Origin of the sequence: Pseudofulvimonas gallinarii, from assembly GCF_004343305.1 — a bacterium.
GTDB lineage: Bacteria > Pseudomonadota > Gammaproteobacteria > Xanthomonadales > UBA2363 > Pseudofulvimonas > Pseudofulvimonas gallinarii.
In genome coordinates, this window is the sequence record NZ_SMAF01000017.1 from 1 (window position 1) to 25,118 (window position 25,118).

A 25,118-nucleotide genomic window follows, 5' to 3' on the forward strand; every position below is an offset into this window, starting at 1 on the left:
ACCTGCCGACCACCCTCAATCGCGACATCGACAGCTTACTGCCGCTGCGGCGAGATTGAATCCGGGGCTGGGGGTGTCCTTGCCGGACGCTTACGTTCGTTCTTGCTTGAGTCAACGGCGAGCTGCCATGCAAATTGCATGGCATCCGAGTATTGGAGGTTACAGTAGGGCAGATTGGTTGTGCATCGGCTAGGGAAGCTCTGAACAACGCGATTGCTTGATCCCTGGGCATCCCACGAGTCGATTTTTTGGATGTTTGACGTGAATTCGCGCTTCTGTTGTGGTCCATCGATTCGCCCGACCCTCTTTTGAGGCTCTTTCGAGCCGCTTTTCGCCGCGGATCGGGTGTTTCGCCGGTCCGCGGACGCACTCATGCGGCCGCTGCCAAACGACGGCGCGCCAGACTCAAGTTCACCAGCGCAAACAGCGTCTGCAGTTGCGCCGTGTTCTTCGCCAAGCCGCGATAGCGCACCTTGGTGAAACCGAACTGGCACTTCAGCACCCGGAACGGGTGCTCGACCCGCGCTCGCATTTGCGCTTTCAGACGCTCCAGCGCGACCGTCGCGTCCTTCAAGGCACCTTCCACCATCGCTTTGACCTTTCCGCGTTTCTCGGCGATGTGCAGCTCCTGTTCGCCCTTCACGTACTTGTGCGCACCGGTGTAGCCCGCGTCCGCGTGTACGGTCTTTTCTTCACCTGTCAGCAGCGTGTCGATTTGCGTGACGTCGGCCACGTTCGCGGCCGTGCCGGTCACCACGCGCACCAGGCCCGAGTGGGAATCAACGCCGATGTGCGCCTTCATGCCGAAGAACCACTGGTTGCCCTTCTTGGTTTGGTGCATCCCTGGATCGCGCTCGCCGCTGCTGTTCTTGGTCGAACTCGGCGCGTGGATGATCGTTGCGTCGACCAGCGTGCCGGCGCGCATCTGCATGCCGCGCGCTGCCAGATCGGTGTTGACCGTCTCCAGGATCTTCGGCGCCAGCGCGTGCTTCTCCAGGAACCGACGAAACTTCAGGATCGTGGTCTCGTCCGGAATCGCGTCAACGTTGAGTTCCAGCCCGACAAAGCGCCGCATCGATTCGATCTCGTACAGGGCATCCTCCATCGCCGGGTCGCTCAGTGCGTACCACTGCTGCAGGAAATGGATACGCAGCATCACTTCCGGCGACATCGGCGGACGTCCGGCCTTCCCGCGCTTGGGGTAGTGTTCTTCGATCAACGTCAACAGCGCCTTCCACGGCACCACCCGGTCCATCTCAGCAAGAAACTTCTCGCGACGGGTTTGCTTCTTCTTCGCCGTGTAGGCCGGGGAGTCGAAGGTGGTCTGCTTCATCGGATGAACATTCTGCGGGCGGTGGGTTATGGTAGCTGTCGGGGCGGATAAATCAGAGGTTCCCTAGGGGACAAGTGCGTTTGCGAATATGGTTCAGAGCCAAGCTCACACCGTGCTAGATTCCGCGCATGTGCTACTCCGCCCAGGTCGAGCAGCGGTTCCAGGCCTATGTGCGGCGCTTTGGTGCCGACATCGACATCCACGAGTTCGTGCGTCGCTACGGCGCGTGTGCCGAGGGCGAGCGCTTCAAGACGGCACGCGGTCTGGATCTGGCCATCCTCGCCGACCCGGATCCGGCCTGGTGTCAATGGCATTTCGAATATTCCCACTATGGCAACCTAAATTTCCCCACCCGGTTGTGAAGTCGGGTTGTCGTGGGACCGGATGAGTCCGGCCTTGAGCTTGTCCTTGAGCCGGTACGAGTTGCCACGGATGTTCAACGTGACGGCGTGGTGAAGCAGGCGGTCCAGTTCGACGAACTCTATGTCAGCCTGGTCAAGGCCGGCGAAGGCGCCGGTGTGCTCGACACGGTATTGGGCACCATTGCCGACTGCAAGGAACGCATGGAATCCATCAAGGGCAAGATCAAGAAGGCCCTGATGTATCCGGCCATCGTGATCTTCATCTCGATGCTGATCACGGCGATGCTGCTGATCTACGTCATCCCGCAGTTCCAGGATGCGTTCCAGTCCTTCGGTGCCGATCTTCCGGGTTTCACCCAGATGGTGATCAATGCCTCCGAATGGACGCAGTCCCATGGCAACTGGCTCTTGCTGGGGTTTATTGCGGTGATCATGGGCGTGATCTATGCGCGAAAGCGATCGCGCAATGTCGCTCGGACCATCGACCGGCTGATGCTCAAGATTCCGATTGTCGGCCCGATCATGCACAAGGCAGCGCTGGCGCGCTTTGCCCGTACGCTGGCGATCACCTTCAAGGCCGGCGTGCCGCTGGTCGAGGCGCTGGAATCGGTGGCCGGTGCCACCGGCAACATCGTCTACTCGGACGCCACCAAGCAGATCGTGAGCGATGTCTCGGTCGGCCATCCCCTGAACCTGGCCCTTCGCCAGTCCGGTCTGTTCCCGCACATGGTCGTGCAGATGGCGGCCATCGGCGAAGAGGCCGGTGCGCTGGACGCCATGATGGTGAAGGTGGCCGAGTTCTACGAGGAAGAGGTCAACAACGCCGTCGACACGCTCAGTACCGCACTGGAACCGCTGATCATGGCGGTCATCGGTGGCATCGTCGGTACCATCGTCGTCGCCATGTACCTGCCGATCTTCAAGCTGGCCGCAACCATCGGCTGATCGCACGCGGATCGCGGCGCCGCCGCCAACGCGGCGATGCCGCGATCCACACACAGACGGCAGGACTTGGGCCTGCCGTTCCTGTTTGTGGCGCCCCCATTCGACCGCTGCAGGTTCTGTCCCCGCCCCTCGTTCACGCGAACACCGCCGCCACCGTCCTTGTCCCTGAGGTCGTCATGCCCGCGCAGGCTGGCATCCAGGCGAATGAAACCTCGACGCAAGAGTCACTGGATACCCGCCTTCCCTGGGGCGGTGTTTCAGCGGGAATCGGCGCACAGGCTACTCCGCCGGTGCCGAATTCACGGCGCTGATGACGTCCGAATTCGGCGGCTTCGTGGCGTCCGCTATTCGTATTTGGATAGACAGAATCGGATGCTACTCAGGAACTCTCACCCTGATTGGCCCGGACACCATCGGCGCGCTGTAAATCTGCTCACCTAGCAATATCCGGGCAGTGATGGCGTCAATTCCCGCAGCGTCTGGAGGATAAGCCGTTTCGACGGCCCGTTTTGCTGCGTGCTGTGCCTCCTCCGCGCGCTCCAGCGCGACTAGAGTTTCAGTCAGAAGGACATGAGTGAATGATGATTCCGCTTCGGTCGAGAGGGAGCGTCGAAGCAGGGATTCCGCCAGTGCCAGGTTTCCGTTGCGCAGCTCCAGGAACCCATCGAAGAGATAGTACGAATAGGTCACTATCCGGTCGCTTCCCAAAGCGCTGGAGCGGCTCAGCCGATCCCGCAAGATCTCAGCCATTGGGCGGTCACCCAGGCTCACTGAAAAGGAGAAGCCATTGAGGTAGCAGATGTCGCAGTCAAGGTTCCGTGTAAGCGCATCATTGAGTATGTGGCGTACTTCCGAAACCCTGCCAAGTGCAGTGAGGTTGCTGATCAGATTTCCCTTGACCATCGCGTTGTCCGGATGCCGTTCAGACGCCCACCGCCACAACGCGACGTCACTCGACCAAAGGGGAATGGTCACCCGGACGTTGAGCGCCGCCCAGGCCACCCACAGAATGGCCAGAAGCCCGAAGAATTTCCTGAGTAGCGGAAGGCGCGCAAACGCGGGGCGCCATTCATTGATTACGCCTGGAAGCAGCACGGCGGTCACCGCGATTGCTCCTATCGCGTATCGTTCGTGATAAAGGCTGCCATCGAAGTGACCTGGGAAAAATCCGAGCACAGGAAAGAGATACGCGCTTGCGACAGCTACGACCGCGCCTGTAAACGCGAAGCGCCTTGAAAAAACCAGGAGGCCGATTGCAAGGACAGCGAGGGCGCCCAGAATTCGGAGCGGCATCGCGGTTAAATCCTGCCCGAAGACAACGCCTTCGACCGGATGTATAGGACTCAGTTCAAACGGGATTCCTGCGACAACCATCCAGTACTTGAGATAGACGTAGGCGATCTCATCGATTCGCGCGAGGCTCGGGACAAACTCGCTAACCGGGATTCCGCCTAGCAATGAACCCATGGTCACGTGTCGGAGTAGCAGGTACGTCACGCCCGTCAAAGCAAGGCAAACATAGACGGGCCAATTCCGTACCCAGAGGTTCCTGGCTCTTTGAATCAGCGCGTCGTTTCGATCGCTGCGCATCAGCCAATCCAGAACCACAATGATGACGGGATACAGCGCCGCGGACTCCTTCGCGCAGGCACTTACAAAGAAGCAGAGCGAAACTACGGCGGCACGCAGCCAGCGGCGCTCGATGCCTAGTGAGGCGACCAATCCAAGCAGGGCGAACATCACCTGCACCTGGTCGAATTGGCATCCAATCCATACAACGGTCTCCACCAGCATTGGATGGAGGCCGAAAAAGACACCCGCGAACAAAGGCAGCCACAAGTTGTGCTGTCTATGATGGACAGCGACACGGCGTGCAAGCAGGAAGACTAGGGCCACATTGATCAACTGCATCCCAAGAGTTACGAGATGCATTGGCTCGGGCGCTCCCTCAAACAGTCGCGCCTGGAGAACAAAAAGCCCTACAACCAAAGGCCTGAAGTAATACTGCCAATCATTGAATCCGGTGAACAGATATTGCTTCCATTCGTCTCCTTTATATAGCCAGCCACGTTGCTCGAAAACGGCAAAGTCATCCCATACATAGCCCGCATCCCGGACTGGAAGGTAGATGACGAGCACCACGGTGAGTAGTGCCAACAGTCCCAGCGTTGAACGAAGCAGCATAGAGTTCATACGGAAATGTCAGGCGTCGGTCGCTGGCCAAAGTATCCCACACGCAACGGCGCAACAAGCTCCTAGTCGGGAGGTATCTGGGGGCGGTTGAAAAACACTTGGCGCGGACTGGATCCCTGCCTTTTTAGGCACTGAAGACCGTGCGTGCTAGATTCCGCGCATGTGCTACTCCGCCCAGGTCGAGCAGCGGTTCCAGGCCTATGTGCGGCGCTTCGGTGCCGACATCGACATCCAGGAGTTCGTGCGTCGCTATGGGGCGCGTGCCGAGGGCGAGCGCTTCAAGACGGCACGCGGTCTGGATCTGGCCATCCTCGCCGACCCGGATCCGGCCTGGGCGCCGGCCCGGTCATTGCTTGTCGAGAATGATGCGGCCGAGGCCGCGCGCCTGCAGCAGGAGTTGTTCGTGCAGCGTCGGCGTGTCGCCGATGCCGAGCGCCGACTGCTCGTGCGCGAAACGAAGAAGGCGCTCGAAGACGTCCGCATCGGCCGCGACAAGGTCGCGCGCGGGTTGGCGCGCCTGGAAGACTTGCGGCGCAGCGAACCGCTGCCACGCGATGCGCGCATCTTTCCCGGCATCTGGGCACCGGTGCTCATCCATCGCGAAGGCCGGCCTGTTGTCCTGCCGATGCGCTACCAGTGCCGCCCGGCGGGCAAGCCGGCCTGGTACGACACGAAGTACCCCGGCACCTACAACGCGCGCCGCGACAACCTGCAGGGGTTCTGGAAGCACCAGTTCGGCCACCAGCACGCGCTGGTGATCGCGCATCGCTTCTACGAGAACGTCGAGGGGCCGGACGGCCGCAACCGCGTGCTGGAGTTCAGCCCCGACGACGGCGAGCCCATGCTGGTGGCCTGCCTGTGGTCGCACTGGACCGACCCGGCCGGGAAGCTGCCGGACCTGTATTCCTTTGCCGCCATCACCGACGAGCCACCGCCGGAAGTGGCCGCGGCCGGGCACGACCGCTGCATCATTCCGTTGCGCGAGGCCAACGTCGATGCCTGGCTGACACCCGACGCAGTCGACCCGGCGCGCAGCCTGGCCATCCTCGACGACCGCCATCGCCCCTACTACCAGCACCGCATCGCCGCCTGAGCATGCCGCCGCGTAGCCGCACCGCCGCCCGACCACGGCGCTGCTTGCCCGCATCCCCGCCCCGACGCCGCCGCTTGACTGCATCGCCGCCGGACCTCGGCGCCACCTGCCTGCATCCGCGCCCTGGCACGCCGCCAAACACAGGGCGGCTGGCGCATCCCGCCAAACCCGATCCGTCATGCCCGCGAAGGCGGGCATCCAGGGAACGTAGCCTCGGCGCAAGCGCCACTGGATACCCGCCTTCGCGGGTATGACGACTTGGGGGTGCGGTGTTGCCGATGCGTCTGCGTGGGTGCGACGGAGTTGGGGGTGCGGTGCGCTCATGCACTTTGCCGAGTCGGCGGCGCGAGTCTGACGACTTGCGGTGAGGCGGGTGTCAGGTCATTCGCGGGTAGGGCGAATGAGGAGAACGGCGGCATTCCCGATGCCGCCGCGCTGCCATGGCCCGTCATGCCCGCGAAGGCGGGCATCCAGCGAACATGGCTTCGGCGCAAGCGCCACTGGATACCCGCCTTCGCGGGTATGACGACTTGGGGGTGCGGTGTTGCTGAGGGTCTGCGCGGGTGGGACCGAAGTGGAGTGCGGTGTTGCTTATGCGTATTCGAGGGTAGGGCGAATGAGGAGAACGGCGGCATTCCCGATGCCGCCGCGCTGCCATGGCCCGTCATGCCCGCGAAGGCGGGCATCCAGGGAACGTAGCCTCGGCGCAAGCGCCACTGGATACCCGCCTTCGCGGGTATGACGACTTGGGGGTGCGATGTTGCTGAGGGTCTGCGCGGGTGGGACCGAAGTGGAGCGCGGTGTTGCTTATGCGTATTCGAGGGTAGGGCGAATGAGGAGAACGGGGGCATTCCCGACGCCGCCGCGCTGCCATGGCCCGTCATGCCCGCGAAGGCGGGCATCCAGGGAACGTAGCCTCGGCGCAAGCGCCACTGGATACCCGCCTTCGCGGGTATGACGACTTGGGGGTGCGGTGTTGCTGAGGGTCTGCGCGGGTGGGACCGAAGTGGAGTGCGGTGTTGCTTATGCGTATTCGAGGGTAGGGCGAATGAGGGGAACGGGGGCATTCCCGATGCCGCCGCGCTGCCATGACCCGTCATGCCCGCGAAGGCGGGCATCCAGCGAACATGGCCTCGGCGCAAGCGCCACTGGATACCCGCCTTCGCGGGTATGACGACTTGGGGGTGCGATGTTGCTGAGGGTCTGCGCGGGTGGGACCGAAGTGGAGTGCGGTGTTGCTTATGCGTATTCGCGGGTAGGGCGAATCAGGAGAACGGCGGCATTCCCGATGCCGCCGCGCTGCCATGGCCCGTCATGCCCGCGAAGGCGGGCATCCAGGGAACGTAGCCTCGGCGCAAGCGCCACTGGATACCCGCCTTCGCGGGTATGACGACTTGGGGGTGCGGTGTTGTCGGGTATGACGGCTTAGGGGTGCGGTGTTGTCGGGTATGACGGCTTAGGGGGTGCGGTGTTGCCGATGCGTCTGCGTGGGTGCGACGGAGTTGTCGGTGCGGTGTGCTGACTGCACTTAGCCGAGTCGGCGGCGCGAGTCTGACGACTTGCGGCGAGGCTGACGTCAGGTCATTCGCGGGTAGGGCGAATGAGGGGAACGGGGGCATTCCCGATGCCGCCGCGCTGCCATGACCCGTCATGCCCGCGAAGGCGGGCATCCAGCGAACATGGCTTCGGCGCAAGCGCCACTGGATACCCGCCTTCGCGGATATGACGGCTTAGGGGTGCGGTGTTGTCGGGTATGACGACTTAAGGGGTGCGGTGTTGCCGATGCGTCTGCGTGGGTGCGACGGAGTTGGGGGTGCGGTGCGCTCATGCACTTTGCCGAGTCGGCGGCGCGAGTCTGACGACTTGCGGTGAGGCGGTCGTCAGGTTATTCGCGGGTAAGGCGAATGAGGGGAATGGGGGCATTCCCGATGCCGCCGCGCTGCCATGGCCCGTCATGTCCGCGAAGGCGGGCATCCAGCGAACATGGCCTCCCCGCAAGCGCCACTGGATTCCCGCCTTCGCGGGAATGACGAGATTGGAGGACGCGGTGTTGCTGACGCGCTGCGCAGGCGTGATGAAGACAGGGGCGTGCGCGCGCTCGCTGGATTGCGGCGCCCGGCCAGGCGCGCCGGGTCAGGGGCGCCCGGTCAGAGGCGTCCGGCGATGGCCGCGAAGGGCAGCACCTTGCCTGGATTGAGCAGGTTGTCGGGGTCGAAGACGCGCTTGAGGCCGCGCATCAGGTCGAGGGCGACGGGGTCCACGGCCAGCGGCATGAAGTCGCGCTTGGACAGGCCGATGCCGTGTTCGCCTGACAGTGCGCCGCCAAGACGCGCGACTTCTTCGAACAGCCTGGCCAGCGCGACCGGCGCCGCGGCCGCCTGTGCCGGGTTGTCGGGGTCGAGCATCAGGTTGACGTGCAGGTTGCCGTTGCCGGCATGGCCGAAGCAGACGATGAGGATGCCGCTGTCGCGTTCGAGGCGGTCGAGGAAGGCGACCAGCTCCGGCAGTCGCGGCACCGGAACGACGACGTCCTCGTTGATCTTTTTCGGGGCCAGCGTGCGCAACGCCGGCGACAGCGCGCGGCGCGCCGCCCAGACGCGCTCGCGCCGGGCGCGGTCGCCGGCGGCTTCGAAGGCCAGCAGGCCCTCGACCTGCACCGCATCGCGCACGGCCGCGGCCTGGCCGTCGATGCTGTCGCCAGCGCCATCGACTTCGATCAGCAGCAACGCGCCGGCTTCCGGCACGTCGTCGCCAGCGTGCGCGCGTGCCAGGCGCAGCGATTTCCCGTCGAGGAATTCCAGTGCCGAGGGCGTTGCCGGCTGCGCCATGATGCGCGTGACCGCAAGCGCGGCGGATTCGACGTCGCGGAAGCTCGCCGACAGCGCACGGCTGGCCTGCGGCTGCGGCTGCAACCGCAGCGTCGCCTCGACGATGACCGCCAGGGTGCCTTCGCTGCCGACCAGCAGCTGGGTGAGGTTGTAGCCGGTCGCCAGCTTGCCAAGCGGGCGCGCGCTGTGGAACAGCCGGCCGCGGCCATCGACCGCGACCATCGACAGCACGTTGTCGCGCGAGGCGCCGTATTTCACGGTGCGTGGACCGCCGGCATTGCAGGCCAGGTTGCCGCCGATGGTGCAGCGGTCGGCGCTGGCCGGATCGGGTGGCCAGAAGAAGCCGTGTCCACCGGCCGCGCGCTGCAGCGCGAGGTTGAGGACGCCGGGCTCGACCACGGCCAGGCGCTGGCCGGGATCGATGGCGAGGATGCGGTCCATGCGCTCCAGCGACAGCACCAGCGCGCCGCGGTCGGGTACGGCCGCGCCGGTCGTGCCGGTGCCGGCGCCGCGCGTGGTCAGGGCGACACCGTGTTCGACGCAGGCCTGCACGATGGCGACGACCTCTTCGCGCGTGCGCGGCAATGCGACGGCCAGCGGTTCGCCCTGGCGCTTGGAATCGTCGCGCCCGTAGCGCTGCAGCGCCTCGTCGTCGACCTGCAGGGCGTCACCGTGCAGGTGCGAGCGAAGCTGGTGGAGAAAAGCGTGCGACATGGCTCAGGCGTCGAAGGCGTTGCGCAGCCAGTTGATGGCCGGGCGTTCCGGGGCGCCGGACAGCGCCACGACATCGAAGCGGCAGGGCAGGCTGGCCAGGTGCGGATGCGCCTGCAGGAACTGCGCGGCGGCGGTGGCCAGCTTGCGCTGCTTGCTCGCGGTGACGCTCTCCGCGCCACCACCGTAATCCGCGCGGGCGCGATAGCGCACTTCGACGAACGCGACGACATCGCCGTCGCGCATCACCAGGTCGAGTTCACCGAAGCGGGTCTGGAAATTGCGCGCCAGCAGCCGAAGTCCCGCCGCCTGCAGGTGCGCCAGCGCCAGTGCCTCGTAGCGATCGCCGAGGTCGTTCACCGGCGCGGCGCGCGTGCGCCCTCAGTAGTCGGTGTAGTTGAGGGCGCCATCGGTGGGCACCGGCACGCCGTCCTGGAATCGCGCCCAGGCCAGCTGGCGGCGGACCTGCGCGGCCTGGTCGACGCTGAGTTCGCCGGTGGCGCCGTGGATGAAGGAATACGGGCGCTGCGACAGCCAGTCCACGTAGCCGAGCAGGCGGTACGCATCCATGCCGAAGGCGAACAGGCGCAGCGCCGGGCCCTGGATGTTGTTCACCGATTGCGCCAGTTCGTTGCGGCTGGGCACGCCGACGGCGCTGCCGATCACCCAGGGCGCGTCGCAGAACTCGACGCCGTCGAGGTCGCGATCGACGGCCGGCAGCGGCGTGCCGCCGTACACGCGCGACATCGCCAGCCAGGTGCCGGTGACGCCCAGCGCCTTCATCTGCGGCACCAGCAGGCGCGCCGACTGCGCGCTCAGCGCCAGGAACACGCCTTCGGGCTGGCTGTTGCTGATCGACTCGGCACGGCGGCGCAGGTCGTAGTCGTTGCGCTGCACGCGTACGTCGGCGACGACTTCGCCACCGCCCAGTTCGAGGCGGGTGCGGAACGCCAGTGCGCTGCGCTCGCTCCAGTCCTCGTTCATCGACACCATCGCGACACGCAACACGCCCAGCTGCAGGAAGCGGTCGGCGGCGGCCAGGGCTTCCTCGTCGGGCAGCAGGCCGAACTGCGCGCTGCCTTGCGGCGGGCTGACGCCGTCGGCGTGGTTCAGGGCCAGCACCGGCACCGGCAGGATCGGGTGGTTGAACACGGCGCTGACGGCTTCGCGCGACAGCGGGCCGACGACGCGCTCGGCGCCGTTTTCCAGCGCGCGCTCGTAGGCCGCCAGCGCGCTTTCCGGCGTGCTGCCGGCGTCGATCACTTCGACCTGCGGGCGCGGTTCGGCGCCGGCGAAATAGGCGGCCATGAAGCCGTCGCGCACGGCCTGGCCGGGCACGCCCATCTGCCCGGACAGCGGCACCAGCAGCGCGACCTTGCCATACAGCGCGCGGCCATCGGCATCGGTCGGCGGCGGCTCGCGCGGCGCCATCGGATCACGGCCGCCGGTGACCAGTCGCGGCGGCGTGATGCCGTGCGCGCGCAGCGCCTGGTCCGCCAGCGCCTTGAGCGGATCCTCCGGACCGAGCCGGGCGCTCTCGCGATACAGCTCGCGGGGCGGCACGTCGGCCAGCACGGCGCTGATGCGCTGCATGGCATCGGCGCGCTCGGCCTCGTCCACCAGCGGAAGCAGCGCCGCGCGTTCGCGCGCGGAAGCCAGGCTGTCGCCGCGTGCGGCGAGCGCATCGGCGCGGGCACGCAGCACGCGCGGGCGCAGGCGATCGGGTACCTGGTCGGTGGGCACGGTGAGCAGCGTCAGTGCGCGCTCGGCATCGCCGTCGGACAGCGCGACTTCGGCGAGCAGCAGGTCCAGGCGCAGTGGCTCGTCGCCCTGCAGGTCGCGATGGGCGATGCTGCCGGCGACCTCACGAACGCCCTGCACGTTGCCGGCCTGGCGATGGCTTTCCGCGGCGCGCAGGCGCAGGTAGGCGCGATCCGGGGCGCTGCCGCGGCTGGCGGCGGCGAGGTATTCGGCGGCGGCGGTCGCATAGTCGCCGGCCGCCCAGGCCTGCTCGGCGCGTTTCACCGTGCTGCCGCCCGGCGTCGAACCCGGCGCCGTGGCGCAGGCCGCGATGAAAACAGCGACAATCAGCAGGCCGCAGCGTGCGGCGTGAACAGGTTGGAAATTCATGACCGCAACGTCTCCTCCGGCAACGGGCATGATAGCGGAGCAGCCCGACCCGGCGGGGACGCTTTACGTCGTCGCCACGCCGATCGGCAATCTCGAGGACATCTCCGCGCGCGCGTTGCGCATCCTCGGCGAGGTGAGCCTGATCGCCGCCGAGGACACGCGGGGTACCCGCGTGCTGCTGGACCGCTACGGCATCGGCACGCCGATGCTCGCCGTCCATGAGCACAACGAGTCGGCGCAAAGCGTGCAGCTGGTGCAGCGCATGCGTGGCGGCGCGTCGATCGCGCTGGTCTCCGATGCCGGCACGCCGCTGATCAGCGATCCCGGTTTCCGCCTGGTGGCGGCGGCGCGCGAGGCCGGCATTCCTGTCCGCACCGTGCCGGGCCCCTGCGCGGGCATCGCCGCGCTGTCCATCGCCGGCATCGCGCCGGACCGCTTCTGCTTCGAGGGGTTCCTGCCCGCGAAGGGCGCGGCGCGCCGGTCGCGGCTGGCCGAACTGGCGGCCGAACCGCGCACGCTGGTGTTCTACGAGTCCTCGCACCGCATCGTCGAATGCGTGGACGATCTCGTCGCGGTCTTCGGGGGCGATCGCCAGGCCGTGCTCGCGCGCGAGCTGACCAAGCGATTCGAAACCACGCTCGGCGAGCGCCTGGTCGATATCGCCGCCGCCCTCGCCGCGGATGCCGACCAGCGTCGCGGCGAATTCGTGCTCGTGGTCGCCGGCAATCCCGATGCCGATGCCGCCGCGCTGGTCGAAGGCCGTCGCCTCTACGCCGCGTTGTCGCGCGAACTGCCACCGGCGCGCGCCGCCAAGATCGCCGCCGAACTCAGCGGCGCACCCCGCCGCGCGCTGTATTCGTCGGATACCTGAGCCGAACGCCGTCCAATAAGCCGGAAGACCTCGTGGACCGTCGCCGTCCCACCGATGTTGGCTTCTCGACGACCCTGGCGCCGCCGCGCTCCAGCTTCGTCACGCGCGCCAAGCCTGGAGTGCGCAGCCTTTCACGTCCTCGGCACCTCTCCGCGGCGAACCGGCCGCCAGCGTCATCGGCAGCGTCATCAGGTCGGCGCAGGTCAACGACGGATAGTTTCCGGTTCGCCTCCGACCCGCCAGCCGCCGCCGGCCCCTCTCCGGTTTTTGACTTTGACCCGACCAGCCGCTGCCATCACATCTCCGATTCCGCCTCTGTCCGGCCCGCCACCGCCATCACCTCATCGGGTTCCTCCCTGACCCGGCCAGCCGCTGATTCCGTCATACCCGCGAAGGCGGGTATCCAGCGGAACTTGCGTTGAGCCTGACTCACTGCATGCCTTGGTGGGCATGACGTGTGTAGGGATTGCGGAGGTCACGACTTCGCGGGCATGACCGGCTTCGGGACCGCGGGCGATTTCGTCTCCGACCGAGCCAGCCGCTGATTCCGTCATACCCGCGAAGGCGGGCATNNNNGAGGTCACGACTTCGCGGGCATGACCGGCTTCGGGACCGCGGGCGATTTCGTCTCCGACCGAGCCAGCCGCTGATTCCGTCATACCCGCGAAGGCGGGCATCCAGCGGAACTCGCGTTGAGCCTGACTCACTGCATGCCTTGGTGGGCATGACGTGTGTAGGGATTGCGGAGGTCACGACTTCGCGGGCATGACCGGCTTCGGGACCGCGGGCGATTTCGTCTCCGACCGAGCCAGCCGCTGATTCCGTCATACCCGCGAAGGCGGGTATCCAGAGGAACTTGCGTTGAGCCTGACTCACTGCATGCCGCCTTGGCGGGCATGACCGGCCTTCGGGACCGCGGGCGATTTCGTCTCCGACCGAGCCAGCCGCTGATTCCGTCATACCCGCGAAGGCGGGTATCCAGCGGAACATGCGTTGAGCCTGAACTCACGGCATGCCGCCTTGGCGGGCATGACGTGTGTAGGGATTGCGGAGGTCACGACTTCGCGGGCATGACGATCCGTTGTGGCGTTTTGGCTGCCGGAACAGTCATCGGAGTGGACTTTGGACTGCCAGCCGTGCCTACTCAACGCGGCCCAACATGTCCGTTGATATGGCAATGGAAAAGCAGCCAGCGGTTTACATCCTCGCCAGTGACAGGAACGGGACGTTGTATGTCGGCGTGACCAGCGATCTGGTCAAGCGGATCTGGCAACACCGGCAACATGCCGTCGAAGGTTTTACGGCGAGATACGGCGTTACGCGGCTGGTCTGGTACGAGCTGCACGGGGATATGGTGTCAGCGATTTCCCGGGAAAAGCAGGTCAAGAAGTGGCGCCGGTCATGGAAGCTGCGATTGATCGAGGAACTCAATCCGGATTGGACCGATCTTTGGGGCGAAATCTGCGGGTTCGAGACCGGGGCACCGCGGTCGGATTGAGCAGGAGTCGGCTCGGCCACGCCGCTGCGGAGCCGGCTGAACCGGCACTGCCGGACCCGAAACTTGCGCTGAGGCTGAATTCGCTGGATGCCCGCCTTCACGGGCATGACGGGTTTCGGGATTGCGGAGACCGCGACTTGGCGGCATGCCTGGATTCCGGGTGGGAATGCCCTTGCAGGCTCTGCGGAGGGCGGGTCTTCGAACCCGGCGGACGTTTGCGTTTTCCAAGCTGACCAGGTCAGTCGCTGGCGTCCCCCCTGATTTCATCTCTGACAAGTCGCTGCGGTCACCTTTCCGATTTCGTCTCTGCGAACACGAGCCCCTGATTCCGTCATACCCGCGAAGGCGGGTATCCAGCCGGTCTTGCGCTGAGGCTGAGTTCGCTGGATGCCCGCCTGCGCGGGCATGACGACCATTGGGACCGCGGACGCCACACCTGCGCAGGCATGACGACCTTCGGGCTTGCGGACGCCGCGCCTGCGCGGGAAAGGCGGGCTTCGGGACCGCGGACGCCGCGCCTTCACGGGCGTGACGGGCTTCGGGGCTTGCGGGCGCCGCGCCTTCACGGGCATGACGGGCATCGGGGCTTGCGGGCGCCGCGCCTTCACGGGCATGACGGGTTTCGGGATTGCGGAGACCGCGACTTGGCGGCATGCCTGGATTCCGGGTGGGAATGCCCTTGCAGGCTCTGCGGAGGGCGGCTCATCGCATCCGGCGGACGTTTGCGTTTTCCACGCTGCGGAGGTCAGTCGCTGCCGTCCCCTCCCTGATTTCATCTCTGACCAGTCGCTGCGGTCACCTTTCCGATTTCGTCTCTGCCAACACGAGCCCCTGATTCCGTCATACCCGCGAAGGCGGGTATCCAGCCGGTCTTGCGCTGAGGCTGAGTTCGCTGGATGCCCGCCTGCGCGGGCATGACGGCCATTGGGACCGCGGACGCCACACCTGCGCGGGCATGACGACCTTCGGGCTTGCGGACGCCGCGCCTGCGCGGGAAAGGCGGGCTTCGGGACCGCGGACGCCGCGCCTTCACGGGCGTGACGACCTTCGGGCTTGCGGATGCCGCGCCTGCGCGGGCATGACGGGCGTCCCGGTGCTCGCCGGGGATTGCCTGTATCCTTGCCGCTGGAGTCGGCCGGGCGGTCGCTGTCGCGCAAGCGGCAGAGGAAAGTCCGGGCTCCGCAGGGCAGGGTGCCAGGTAACGCCTGGGCGGCGCGAGCCGACGGAAAGTGCAACAGAGAGCAGACCGCCGAACGGTTCCTCCGGGAATGCGTGGCAAGGGTGAAACGGTGCGGTAAGAGCGCACCGCGAGTCTGGCAACAGACCGGCACGGCAAACCCCACCTGGAGCAAGGCCGAATAGGGATCCCATGACGTGGCCCGCGTCGGATCCGGGTTGGCCGCACGAGGCGCGTGGTGACACGCGTCCCAGAGGAATGACCGTCCTCGACAGAACCCGGCTTACAGGCCGGCTCCAATCCATCGAATGCCAGCCGGCGCGCCTCCGGGCGCGCCGGGCTGTGCCCCGTCGCTCGTCGCCTCAACCGCCGCGCGATGCTTTCCGGCGCCCGGCTTTGGCGTCAGCCCGCTACACGTTCTGTCCGTCCGCGCGACCATTGCCCGTCGCCGGTCTGTGCCGAGGCCGCGCCGCTATGATGGTTCCGTCGGCGCCCGACTGGTTGCGCCGGCGAACGGATGCTCTGGCCGGGACTGCCTGACGAACCGCATGCGACGCGATTTCAATTTCCCGCTTCCACGCTGGCTGGCCATCGCCGTGCTGGCGCTGCTGGTGCTGGTGCAGGTCTGGAAGCACTACGACGCGCCGTCGATTGCCGGAACGGCCGGGCGGCCGGACGTTTCAGCACCGGCGCCATCGTTGCCGGCGCCATCGGAACCCGGGCGATCCAGTCCCGCGCCACCGGGTCCTGCGCCATCGAATGCCGGGCGGTCGAAGTCCACGTCGTCGAATCCCGCGCCCTCGCACCCCGGGGGATCGAAGTCCGCGCAATCGAATCCTGCGCCGTCGAATCCCGCGCCCGCGACATCGTCGACGCCGGCGCGGTCTTATCCGTCTTTCCTGCCGCCGGAGGCGCCGGCGGTCGTCGAACGCATCCTGCGCGGGGGGCCGCATCCGCATCGCCAGGATGGCGCCGTGTTCCAGAACCGCGAGCGCCGTCTGCCTTCGCGGGCGCGCGGCCATTACCGCGAATACACCGTGCCGACGCCAGGTTCGCGCGACCGCGGCGCGCGCCGCATCGTCACTGGCGGCGACCCCCCGACCGAGTTCTGGTACACCGCGGACCACTACCGCACGTTCCGATCCTTCGAGGTGCCGCGATGACCTTTGGCGAATGGACGGCCTGGCTGCGGCAGCATGGCGAGGCCGGCGTGTTCTTCATCGAACCGGGCGAGCGGCCGGACCTGTTCGCGGCGGCGCGCGGCCTGGACTTCGCGACCGTGCGCCTGGACCTGGCCGATTGCCGACGCAGCGATGACCTGTTCGCACGCATGGCTGCGGTGTTCCGTTTCCCCGAGTGGTTCGGCGACAACTGGGACGCGCTGGCCGACTGCCTGGCCGACCTGTCGTGGTGGCTGGCGCGCGGTTACGTGCTGGTGATCGGCAACAGTGGTGCCTTCCGGGAGGCCGATCCGGCGTCGTGGCGGATGCTGCTGGACGTGCTGGCCGACACCGCCGACAGCTGGCGCGACGCCGCCGTGCCGTTCTGGAGTTTCGTCACCGACCCGCCCGCGGACGATGCCTGATCGCCTGCTGCTGGCGACCATCCGGTCGCCGGCGACGATCGCCTGCGGGCGATAAGGCGGGGATAGGCAGCGCGACCGCTGGCCGTCCGGGTGCATCGAAGCCCCGGCTCGTCACCGACCCGCCCGCCGACGATGCCTGATCGCCTGCTGCTGGCGACCATCCGGTCGCCGGCGACGACCACCTGCGGCCGATACGGAGCGCATAGGCGGCGCGACCGCTCGCCGTTCGGGCGCATCGAAGCCCGGCTAGCCCGCTTGCCGGGCCTGTAGTTGGTGCGGCGCGACCGCTGCGGACAACCCGGCGGACATCGCCCCCGGCGCGGCACGGGACGTGCCACGCCGGCGAAGCGTCCGCGCGATCAGCGCGGGACGGTGCTGACCACCTGGCCGTTGATCACCACGGCGGTGACGTGGCTGGTGTACTCGAATGGATCGCCGTCGAACAGCACGAGGTCGCCGTCCTTGCCGGCTTCCAGTGAACCGACGCGGTCCTCGATGCCGAGGATGCGCGCGGCGTCGAGGCTGATGCTGGCCAGCGCGGCGTCGAAGCCAAGGCCATTCGCGGCGGCGATCGCCGCTTCCCACAGCACCACGCGGGTCTTCGGCACATAGCCCTCATAGCCGCTCTGCAGCGCGAAGGGAATGCCGGCCTGATGCAGCGCCGCCGCCGTGGTGAAGCTGGCGTTCTCCAGCTCGCCGTACTGGCGCGCCATGGTCGGATGCAGCAGCACCGGCACGCCTGCGGCCTTGATCTGGTCGACGACGAGATAGGCTTCGGCGGCGCCATCAAGGACGAGGCGGAAGTTGAACTCCTGTGCCAGGCGCAGCGCCGACAGGATGTCCTGTTCGCGCCATGCCGTCACCAGCAGCGGGCGCTTGCGGTCGAGCACCTCGACCAGCACTTCCAACTCCAGGTCGCGCGGGGGCGCCGAGTCGGCCTTGGCGCGGGCGAGCTTGTCGCGGTACTCGCCGGCCTTGACCAGTTGCGCGCGCAGCATCGCCACCTGCTTGCTGCGGTTGCCCGGGCTCTTGCCCTCGGCGCCGAAGGCGCCGCTGCCCAGCTGCGCGGCGATCATCGCCGGCGACTGCAGCGTCGCCGCCTCGGCGGAATTGCCCCAGGTCTTGGCGATCAGCGTCTGGCCGGAGACCAGCGCACCGGTGCCATGGCCGGTGTGCACGGTGGTGATGCCGTGCTCGCGCAGCCAGCCGACCAGCGTCTCGCGCGGGTTGTAGGCATCGATGGCCCGCAGCTGCGGCTGGATCGGCGCCGACGATTCCAGCTGGTCCTGGTCGTGTGGCTGGTTGAGATAACCGGCCAGCCCGACGACGCTGCGGGCGTCGATCAGTCCGGGCGTGACGACGCGCGCTTCCAGCGTCTGCACGCCATCGGGAATGCGCACGCGATCGGCCGGGCCGACGCGCTCGATCCTGCCATTGCGGATCAGGACGACGCCGTTGTCGATGGCCGGACCCGCCACCGGATAGAGGCGTTCGGCGCGGACGGCGAGATCCTGCGCGACGGTGGCCTGGGCGGCCAGCAGCAGGCCCAGGCCGGTGGTGACCAGTGCGCGCTTCATACTCCGCCCTCCATTTCCAGCACATCCGTTTCCATGGCATCGCGGCTGCCGCCGTAACCGCCGGTCGCGCGCAGGGCGTCGTCGGGGTCGGCACGGTTGAAGGTCTGCGCGCCTTCGACCCAGGTTTCCAGCACCTGCGTGTACACGCTCAGCGGATCGCCGCTGAGGATGATGAAGTCGGCATCCTTGCCCGCCTCCAGCGAACCGGTGCGGCGGTCGAGGTCGAGCATGCGCGCACCGTTGATCGTCAGCGCCTTCAGCGCGCCTTCGCGCGACATGCCGGCACGGACGGCCATTGCCGCCTGGCGCAGCAGCAGGCGCGAGTCGATGATCGGATCGTCGGTATGGAAGCCGGTGGGCACGCCGGCCCGTTCGAGGATCGCCGGCGCCGCGCTGTTGACGTTGAGCGTCTCCAGCTTGCCGCCCGGGCTGTCGAGCAGCAGCGTCGAGACCGGCGCGCCGCTGGCGGCGATCTCGTCCACCACCAGCCAGGCATCGACGGCGTGCTGCAGGACGACGCGCAGCTTGAATTCCTCGGCCAGGCGCAGCACGGTGAGGATGTCGTCGTGGCGGTGCGTGTGGTGGTGCACGATGCGCCGGCCGTCCAGTGCCTCGCACAGCGCTTCCTTGCCGAGATCCCGCGCCGGCTTGCGTTCGGCGGCCAGGTTGCGGTCGGCCATCTTCGCGCAGTACTCCTGCGCCGCGACCAGCTGTGCGCGCATCAGCGCCGCCGACTTCGCGCGCGTGCCGGGGAACGGGGCGGCGGGGCGGATGGGATTGGTGCCGTTGGCCATCTTGATGCCGCCGGCGAGGCTGCCATCGTCGAGGCGGATCGAGAGGTCATCGACCGTCGTGCCGCGACGCAGCTTCAGGTACAGCGTCTGGCCGCTGAGCAGATGCCCCGAACCGGGCATGACGTTGACCGTGGTGATGCCGCCGGCGCGGGCCTTGGCGATGCCGGCATGGCGCACGTTGATCGAATCCAGCACGCGCACGTCCGGCTGGATCGGCGCGCTGCGGTCGCCGCCGGCGGCCTGGCCGATGTGCGAATGGGTATCGACCAGCCCCGGCATGATGACCTTGCCGGAGACATCGCGGTGTTCGGCACCGGAAGGAATGCGGACATCGGTGCCGACGGCGACGATACGGCCGCGCTGCACCAGCAGCGTCCCGTTCTCGATGGCGTCGCCGCTGACCGGCAGGATGGTGGCGCCCGTGAAGGCAATGGGCCGCTCCTGGCCAACCGCGCTCAGCGGCAGGCAACAGAGCAGCGCGAGGACATGGCGTCGCAGCACGGCGTGGACTCCCTGGACAGTGTGCGGAACCGTCCGGCGCCAACGGCCGGACGGATGGCGGTGCCGGCATCCGGCCGGCGACCGCTGTCGGGAGCATAAACGCAGGTCACGGCCCGCCACCGGACCCCGGCGGCCAGTGGACGAAACCGTGCGATGCACGGATGGGCCTTCGCTGCCGCCCAGACGACGATGGCCTGCACAGGGCAGGCCATCGTCGGCGAACGCTTGCCGGCGGGCGCCGGCAGGGTTGTCAGGAACCGCGTGCGGCGCGGGCCGGATGCGAACGGCGGCTGCCGTCGGCCGGCTTGGCGGCGGCGTGGCCGTGGCCATGCGGGCGACCGTTGCCACCCCCGTCACGACCGCGGCCACGCGGCGCCTGGCCGTTGGGGCGCGGGCGCTGCTGGTTGCGACGCGACGGCTGGTTGCCGGCCGGGCGACGCTGCGCGTTGCCGCCACCGCCATGACCCATGCGCAGCGCTTCAAGCGGTTCGAAGCCTTCGACGACTTCGCTGTCGATTTCGCGACCGAGAAGGCGCTGGATGTCACGCAACTGGCCGGCCTCGGCGGCGCAGACCAGCGAGATCGCCTGGCCGTCGGCACCGGCACGGCCGGTGCGGCCAATGCGGTGCACGTAATCCTCCGCGACCATCGGCAGCTCGTAATTGATGACCGCGGGCAGCTGGTCGATGTCGATGCCGCGCGCGGCGATATCGGTGGCGACCATGACCGTGGCGCGGCCGTCCTTGAAGTCCTTCAGCGCGCGCGTGCGCGCACCCTGGCTCTTGTTGCCGTGGATCACCGCGCAGCGCACGCCATGCGCTTCAAGGTGCCGCGCCAGCTTGTCGGAGCCGTGCTTCGTGCGTGCGAACACCAGCGTCTGCCGGCGGCTGTCGCGGCTGAGCAGCTCCAGCAGCACGTCGCGCTTGCGCGCGGCATCGACCGGATGGACGCGGTGGGTGACGGTCGCGGCGACGCTGTTGCGCGCGGCGATCTGCACCTGCGCCGGGTTGCGCATGAACTGCTGCGCCAGCGCCTTGATCTCGTCGGCGAAGGTCGCCGAGAAAAGCAGCGTCTGGCGGTTCTGGCGCGGCAGCACGCCGAGGATGCGCTTCATCGCCGGCAGGAAGCCCATGTCGAGCATGCGGTCGGCTTCGTCGAGCACGAGGATCTCGATGCCGGACAGGTCCACCGTGCGACGTTCCATGTGGTCGATGAGGCGACCCGGCGTGGCGACGAGGATGTCGACGCCGCGACGCAGCGTGTCGATCTGCGGCTGCATGCCGACGCCGCCGAAGATCACGCCGGTGCGCACGCGCAGGTGGCGGCCGTAGGCGCGCAGGCTTTCATTGACCTGGGCAGCCAGCTCGCGCGTCGGCGTCAGCACCAGCGCACGCGGCTTCTTGCCGGCGACGGCCGGGCGGCCGCTGCCCGTGAGCAGGCGCTGCAGCACCGGCAGCGAGAACGCGGCCGTCTTGCCGGTGCCGGTCTGGGCGCCGGCCATCAGGTCGCGGCCTTCCAGCACCAGCGGGATGGCTTCGGACTGGATCGGCGTCGGCGTCGCGTAGCCCAGTTCGTTGAGCGCGCGCGAAAGTTCGGGCGCGAGCCCGAGGGAATCGAATGTCATGTCGGTAACTCCAGTGCACACCGGCAGTGGCTGCTGGCGTGTCGGTCCGGAGCGTTCCTGGATGAAGCCGCGCTGCGGACGCAATGATCGGTAGCAGCCGGGACACGTATTGTCCGGGCTGGCGTGGCGGCGGTAACCGATCGGCGGGACGGCGGTCGAAGGACCGCGTCGACAAGGAAAGTCGGAAGACGACGCTACTGACGCGACGCAGCATAGGGCAGCCGCCCGCCTGGCGCCAGCAATTCCGCATTGTCCATTCAGTTTCATCCCGGGTGCGCGCGTGTCGTCCAGACCTTCGGTGACGCTTCCTGCATCCAGGGGCAGCGTGGGGACTGAATGGTCGCGAGCGGCAGCCCGGGGCGGTGACCTTCGGCACGTGCGCGCCCGGACCCGGCCCTGCAGGCTGGTGCCGTGACTGCACAGGAGAACGAGCGATGAGAGACGTGGCGATCGTGATCGGCCTGATTCTGGGCGGCATCGTGCTGTCGGCGCTGGCCTGGCCGCTGCTCGTCCTCGCCGGCATCGGTGTCGGCGTGGCCGGCCTGTTCGGCGGACGCACCGCCGCCCTGGTCCCGGCCGCCTTCGTGGCGGGTGCGCTCGGTGTCGTCGGACTGCTGTTCCGTGTCGTCGGTGCCGTTGCCGGCGCGGTCCTGTCGGTGGTGGTCGGCATCGTCTCGTCGCTGCTGCCGCTGCTGCTCATCCTCTTCGGTGGCTGGTGGCTGCTGCGCGGTTCGCGCCGCGGTCGCCGTCCGACCGCATCCGTCGCCTGATGGCGCGGGTCGACGACGGCGGCTGCATCATCGCAGCGGCCGTTGCTTTGTGTGCCGTTTGCTGATTGTGGACAGGGCGGGGTCGCGGGTTTCCGGCGTGACGAATCGTTAACGGTGGGCCGGCTAGGCTTCGCCACCTTTTCGAGTGGAGCGGAGCGGGGTGGTGGATCGCGGGCGTCTGCTGATCGCATCGACGGTGGTGGCGGGCCATGTGCTCATGGCCATGCTGTTCGCGCATGCGATGCGCCCGGCGCCGCGGCCGGTGTCGGATGGCGAGGCGATGGTGGTGATCGATCTGTCGCTGTGGCCGCAGCCAGAGCCCGAACCCGAACCGGCAGTCGTTGCGGCGCCGGAAGAGGCGTCGCCCTCGGCCACCGATACGTCGACTGGACCTGAGCCTCTCGCCGCGCCGGCGGTGCCTGCGCCGGCGCGTGCGCAGCGCGCACCAGCGTCGGCAGGCATGGAGGCGGTGATCGCCGGTCCGGAAGAACCGGCGCCGGCGCAATGGCGCGTGGCGCCGTCGGAGGATCCGTTCGCGCGGCCATCCGATCCGGTGGAACGGGGTTTCGGTCGACGCGGGCAGCCCGCGTTGCCGTCGGTGACGCGTCCGCGAATCGCCGGCGAAGCGCCACCCAATCCGGTGATTCCGCAGCAGCGGATGCGTCGGCGGATGGGGCCCGGCGAGGTGGTGCAGGTCCTTGGCAGCCTGATCGGCGGCGGACCGGATGCCCCGGTGGAAGCGCCCTGCGGTGGGCGCTTGAATGGCGGTGAAAACGTCGGGCGCGCGTTCTCGCCAGCCTGGAACAAGCATTACGGCTGCAGCGAAGATCGCGATGCGGACGACTTCGACGGCACCTTCGCGCAGCCACCGGGAACGGTGCGCTGAACGCGAACGTCGGGACGGCATGGCCGTCCCGACGGCGCATCATCAGGGCTCAGTCCCTGAGGCCGCGATACTCCAGCAGCGCATCGACCTTGGCGTCGCCGCCACGGAAAGCGCGGTACAGCTCGGTCAGGTCGCTGGTGTGGCCGCGTGACAGGATGCCGTCACGGAAGGCCTGGCCGGCCTTGCGCGACAGGCCGCCGTTCTCGGTGAACCAGGCGAAGCCGTCGCGCGCCAGTACTTCGGCCTGGAAGTAGGCGTAGTAACCGGCCGAGTAGCCGCCGCCCCAGATGTGCGCGAAGTACGGCGTGCGGTAGCGCGGCGGGACTTCGGCCAGGTCGATGTTGTAACGCTTCAGCGCATCGGCCTCGAAGGCCTCGACATCGGCGATGTCGGCGGCGTCGGCCGGCAGCGCATGCCAGGCCTGGTCGAGCAGCGCAGCGGCCAGGTACTCGGTGGTCGCGTAGCCCTGGTTGAAGCTGCGCGAAGCCATCAGCTTCCCGAGCAGGTCGGCCGGCAGCGGTTCGCCGGTCTGGTGGTGGCGCGCGTAGTTCGCCAGCACGGTCGGGTGCGTCGCCCACTGCTCGTTGATCTGCGACGGGAACTCGACGAAATCGCGCGGCACGTTGGTACCGGCCAGCGACGGATAGCGCGTGTTCGAGAACATGCCGTGCAGGGCGTGGCCGAACTCGTGGAACGTCGTGATGACGTCGTCGAAGGACAGCAGGGCCGGCTGGCCGGCAGCCGGCTTGGTGTAGTTGCAGACGTTGTACACGACCGGGATGGCGCCGGTCAGGCCGTTCTGCTCGACGAAGTTGCCCATCCAGGCGCCGCCGCTCTTGCTCGGGCGGGCGAAGAAGTCGGCGTAGAACAGCGCCAGCTGCTTGCCGTCCTCGTCAAGCACGTCGAACACGCGCACGTCGGGATGATAGACGGGAATGTCGCTGCGCTCGCGGAAGGTGATGCCGTAAAGCTGCGTGGCGGCGAAGAAGACGCCGTCATTCAGCACGCGATCCAGCTCGAAATACGGCTTGACCTGGTTCTCGTCGATCTGGAACTCGGCCTGGCGGACCTGCTGGGCGTAGAAGTCCCAGTCGGACGCGGCCAGCTTGAAGCCGCCGCCCTGCTGGTCGATCAGCGCCTGGATGCGCGCAGCCTCGGCGCGCGCCTTGGCGGTCGCCGCCGGCACGGTGTCGGTGAGCAGGCGGATCGCGGCTTCCGGCGTGCCGGCCATCTGGTCGGCGAGGCCATAGGCGGCGTAATTGTCGAAGCCCAGCAGCCGGGCGCGTTCGGCGCGCAGCGAGGCCAGCTCGCGCACCAGCTCGCGGGTGTCGTTGCCGTCGCCGCGGCTGGCACGCTGCTCCGACGCCGCCAGCACGCGGGCACGCAGCTCCCGGTTCTTCAGCGACACCAGCACCGGCTGCTGCGTGGTGTTGAGCAGCGGCAGCAGCCACTTGCCTTCATGGCCGGCGGCCTTCGCGGCTTCGGCAGCCGCGGCGATGTCGCCTTCGTCGAGGCCGTCGAGCTGGGTGACGTCATCGACCAGGACGCCGCCGGCATTGCTGGCGGCCAGCAGGCGCTGGCTGAACTGCGTGGACAGCGCCGATTCGCGCTGGTTGATCTCGCGCAGGCGGGCCTGGCTGGCGTCGTCGAGCAGCGCGCCGGCGCGCTCGAAGCGGCGCTGGTAGTGTTCGATCAGCGCGACCTGCTCGGCGTCGAGGCCGAGCTCGTTGCGCTGCGCGTACAGCGTCTTCACGCGCTCGAACAGCGCCTTGTCGAGGAAGATCTCGTCCTGGTGGCTGGCCAGTTTCGGCGACATCTCGGCGTCGATGGCCTGGCGCGTCTCGTTGGTGTCGGCGCCGACCAGGGAGGCGAATACGGTGTAGGCCCGGGTCAGGGTCTCGCCGCTGCGCTCCAGTGCCTCGATCGTGTTGGCGAAGGTCGGCGCTTCGCTGTTGCCGGCGATCGCGGCGACTTCCTGCAGGTGCTCGCGCATGCCCTGCTCGATGGCGGGCTTGAAATGCTCGTCGCGCAGCAGGTTGAACGGCGGCGCCTGGAACGGCAGGGTCGAAGCGGTCAGCAGCGGGTTGGCCTGGACGGCTTCGGTGCCGGTCGCGGTCGGCGTGGTCTCGGTCATGGTCGGTGCGGAGTCGGGGCTTGAACAGGCGGCCAGGGCAACGGCCACGGCCAGGACGATGGGACGGATTCGGCTCACAACAGGCTTCCGGATGGGATTGGAACTG

17 protein-coding genes, 1 other RNA gene and 2 pseudogenes are annotated in these 25,118 nt (G+C 67.6%); 10 read left to right on the top strand and 10 right to left on the bottom strand.

Annotated features, from left to right (window positions below):
• Window positions 1-370: 370 nt before the first annotated feature.
• Entirely contained in the window at window positions 371-1,333 is a 963-nt protein-coding gene (locus EDC25_RS10760) for an IS5 family transposase (protein WP_123521162.1), read from the bottom strand.
• Between the two features lie 128 nt (window positions 1,334-1,461).
• Here EDC25_RS10760 and EDC25_RS10765 point away from each other — a divergent pair, with 128 nt between their 5' ends.
• Window positions 1,462-1,695 (top strand): hypothetical protein, encoded by a 234-nt coding sequence (locus tag EDC25_RS10765; protein ID WP_123521163.1) that lies wholly within the window; start codon window positions 1,462-1,464, stop codon window positions 1,693-1,695.
• Here EDC25_RS10765 and EDC25_RS15040 read toward each other — a convergent pair.
• Window positions 1,672-1,803, bottom strand: a pseudogene (locus EDC25_RS15040) (ATP-binding protein); the annotation flags it as partial. The gene EDC25_RS10765 and the pseudogene EDC25_RS15040 sit on opposite strands and share 24 nt — an antisense overlap.
• A 48-nt stretch (window positions 1,804-1,851) precedes the next feature.
• Here EDC25_RS15040 and EDC25_RS10770 point away from each other — a divergent pair.
• A complete protein-coding gene (locus EDC25_RS10770; protein WP_425480397.1) occupies window positions 1,852-2,640 on the top strand; it encodes a type II secretion system F family protein in 789 nt (262 codons plus the stop codon).
• A 375-nt stretch (window positions 2,641-3,015) separates the two neighbouring features.
• On the opposite strand, the gene EDC25_RS10775 is transcribed toward EDC25_RS10770, so the two are convergent.
• The gene (locus EDC25_RS10775) at window positions 3,016-4,833 is read right to left on the bottom strand and encodes a hypothetical protein (protein ID WP_165910899.1); all 1,818 of its coding nucleotides are present in this window, start codon (window positions 4,831-4,833) and stop codon (window positions 3,016-3,018) included.
• 160 nt (window positions 4,834-4,993) lie between these two features.
• On the opposite strand from EDC25_RS10775, the gene EDC25_RS10780 reads away from it, so the two are divergent.
• The gene (locus EDC25_RS10780) at window positions 4,994-5,926 is read left to right on the top strand and encodes an SOS response-associated peptidase family protein (protein WP_132577501.1); all 933 of its coding nucleotides are present in this window, start codon (window positions 4,994-4,996) and stop codon (window positions 5,924-5,926) included.
• 2,147 nt (window positions 5,927-8,073) lie between these two features.
• Here EDC25_RS10780 and EDC25_RS10790 read toward each other — a convergent pair.
• Genes EDC25_RS10790 through EDC25_RS10800 form a run of 3 tightly spaced genes read right to left on the bottom strand, consistent with a single transcriptional unit; the run spans window position 8,074 to window position 11,595 of the window.
• Window positions 8,074-9,468, bottom strand: a complete 1,395-nt coding sequence (locus EDC25_RS10790; RefSeq protein ID WP_132577503.1) for an FAD-binding oxidoreductase — start codon at window positions 9,466-9,468, stop codon at window positions 8,074-8,076.
• A 3-nt stretch (window positions 9,469-9,471) separates the two neighbouring features.
• Window positions 9,472-9,825, bottom strand: a complete 354-nt coding sequence (locus EDC25_RS10795) for a YraN family protein (RefSeq protein WP_123522822.1) — start codon at window positions 9,823-9,825, stop codon at window positions 9,472-9,474.
• Between the two features lie 21 nt (window positions 9,826-9,846).
• Window positions 9,847-11,595, bottom strand: coding sequence for a penicillin-binding protein activator (locus tag EDC25_RS10800; RefSeq protein WP_164484135.1), 1,749 nt, complete (start codon window positions 11,593-11,595; stop codon window positions 9,847-9,849).
• Window positions 11,596-11,623: 28 nt separating this feature from the next.
• On the opposite strand from EDC25_RS10800, the gene rsmI reads away from it, so the two are divergent.
• From rsmI to EDC25_RS10825, 5 genes and pseudogenes are all read left to right on the top strand, one after another.
• Window positions 11,624-12,466: a 16S rRNA (cytidine(1402)-2'-O)-methyltransferase gene (rsmI, locus tag EDC25_RS10805; protein WP_123522824.1), complete on the top strand. Its 843-nt coding sequence runs from the start codon at window positions 11,624-11,626 to the stop codon at window positions 12,464-12,466.
• 1,159 nt (window positions 12,467-13,625) lie between these two features.
• A complete protein-coding gene (locus EDC25_RS10810; protein ID WP_240639718.1) occupies window positions 13,626-13,964 on the top strand; it encodes a GIY-YIG nuclease family protein in 339 nt (112 codons plus the stop codon).
• A 1,127-nt stretch (window positions 13,965-15,091) separates the two neighbouring features.
• An RNA gene (rnpB, locus tag EDC25_RS10815) (RNase P RNA component class A) lies at window positions 15,092-15,443 on the top strand.
• Window positions 15,444-15,980: 537 nt separating this feature from the next.
• A pseudogene (locus tag EDC25_RS15045) lies at window positions 15,981-16,304 on the top strand (guanyl-specific ribonuclease); the annotation flags it as partial.
• Window positions 16,301-16,726, top strand: coding sequence for a barstar family protein (locus tag EDC25_RS10825; RefSeq protein WP_123522826.1), 426 nt, complete (start codon window positions 16,301-16,303; stop codon window positions 16,724-16,726). The pseudogene EDC25_RS15045 and the gene EDC25_RS10825, both read left to right, overlap by 4 nt.
• A 359-nt stretch (window positions 16,727-17,085) precedes the next feature.
• On the opposite strand, the gene EDC25_RS10830 is transcribed toward EDC25_RS10825, so the two are convergent.
• The 3 genes from EDC25_RS10830 to EDC25_RS10840 form a co-directional block, all read right to left on the bottom strand.
• The gene (locus EDC25_RS10830) at window positions 17,086-18,303 is read right to left on the bottom strand and encodes an amidohydrolase family protein (RefSeq protein ID WP_123522827.1); all 1,218 of its coding nucleotides are present in this window, start codon (window positions 18,301-18,303) and stop codon (window positions 17,086-17,088) included.
• Window positions 18,300-19,598 carry an amidohydrolase family protein gene (locus EDC25_RS10835; protein WP_205985025.1) on the bottom strand — a complete coding sequence of 433 codons (1,299 nt, stop codon included), beginning with the start codon at window positions 19,596-19,598 and terminating at the stop codon, window positions 18,300-18,302. The genes EDC25_RS10830 and EDC25_RS10835 overlap by 4 nt, the downstream gene beginning before the upstream one ends.
• 250 nt (window positions 19,599-19,848) lie before the next feature.
• Window positions 19,849-21,222 carry a DEAD/DEAH box helicase gene (locus EDC25_RS10840; RefSeq protein WP_132577504.1) on the bottom strand — a complete coding sequence of 458 codons (1,374 nt, stop codon included), beginning with the start codon at window positions 21,220-21,222 and terminating at the stop codon, window positions 19,849-19,851.
• 434 nt (window positions 21,223-21,656) lie between these two features.
• Here EDC25_RS10840 and EDC25_RS10845 point away from each other — a divergent pair, with 434 nt between their 5' ends.
• Complete coding sequence (locus EDC25_RS10845) at window positions 21,657-21,992, top strand: hypothetical protein (protein WP_132577505.1); 336 nt, start codon at window positions 21,657-21,659, stop codon at window positions 21,990-21,992.
• A gap of 163 nt (window positions 21,993-22,155) precedes the next feature.
• Window positions 22,156-22,878 carry a hypothetical protein gene (locus tag EDC25_RS10850; RefSeq protein WP_132577506.1) on the top strand — a complete coding sequence of 241 codons (723 nt, stop codon included), beginning with the start codon at window positions 22,156-22,158 and terminating at the stop codon, window positions 22,876-22,878.
• Between the two features lie 49 nt (window positions 22,879-22,927).
• Here the strand turns inward: EDC25_RS10850 and EDC25_RS10855 are convergent, their stop codons facing one another.
• Window positions 22,928-25,090 carry a M3 family metallopeptidase gene (locus tag EDC25_RS10855; protein ID WP_377599640.1) on the bottom strand — a complete coding sequence of 721 codons (2,163 nt, stop codon included), beginning with the start codon at window positions 25,088-25,090 and terminating at the stop codon, window positions 22,928-22,930.
• Window positions 25,091-25,118 lie beyond the last annotated feature (28 nt).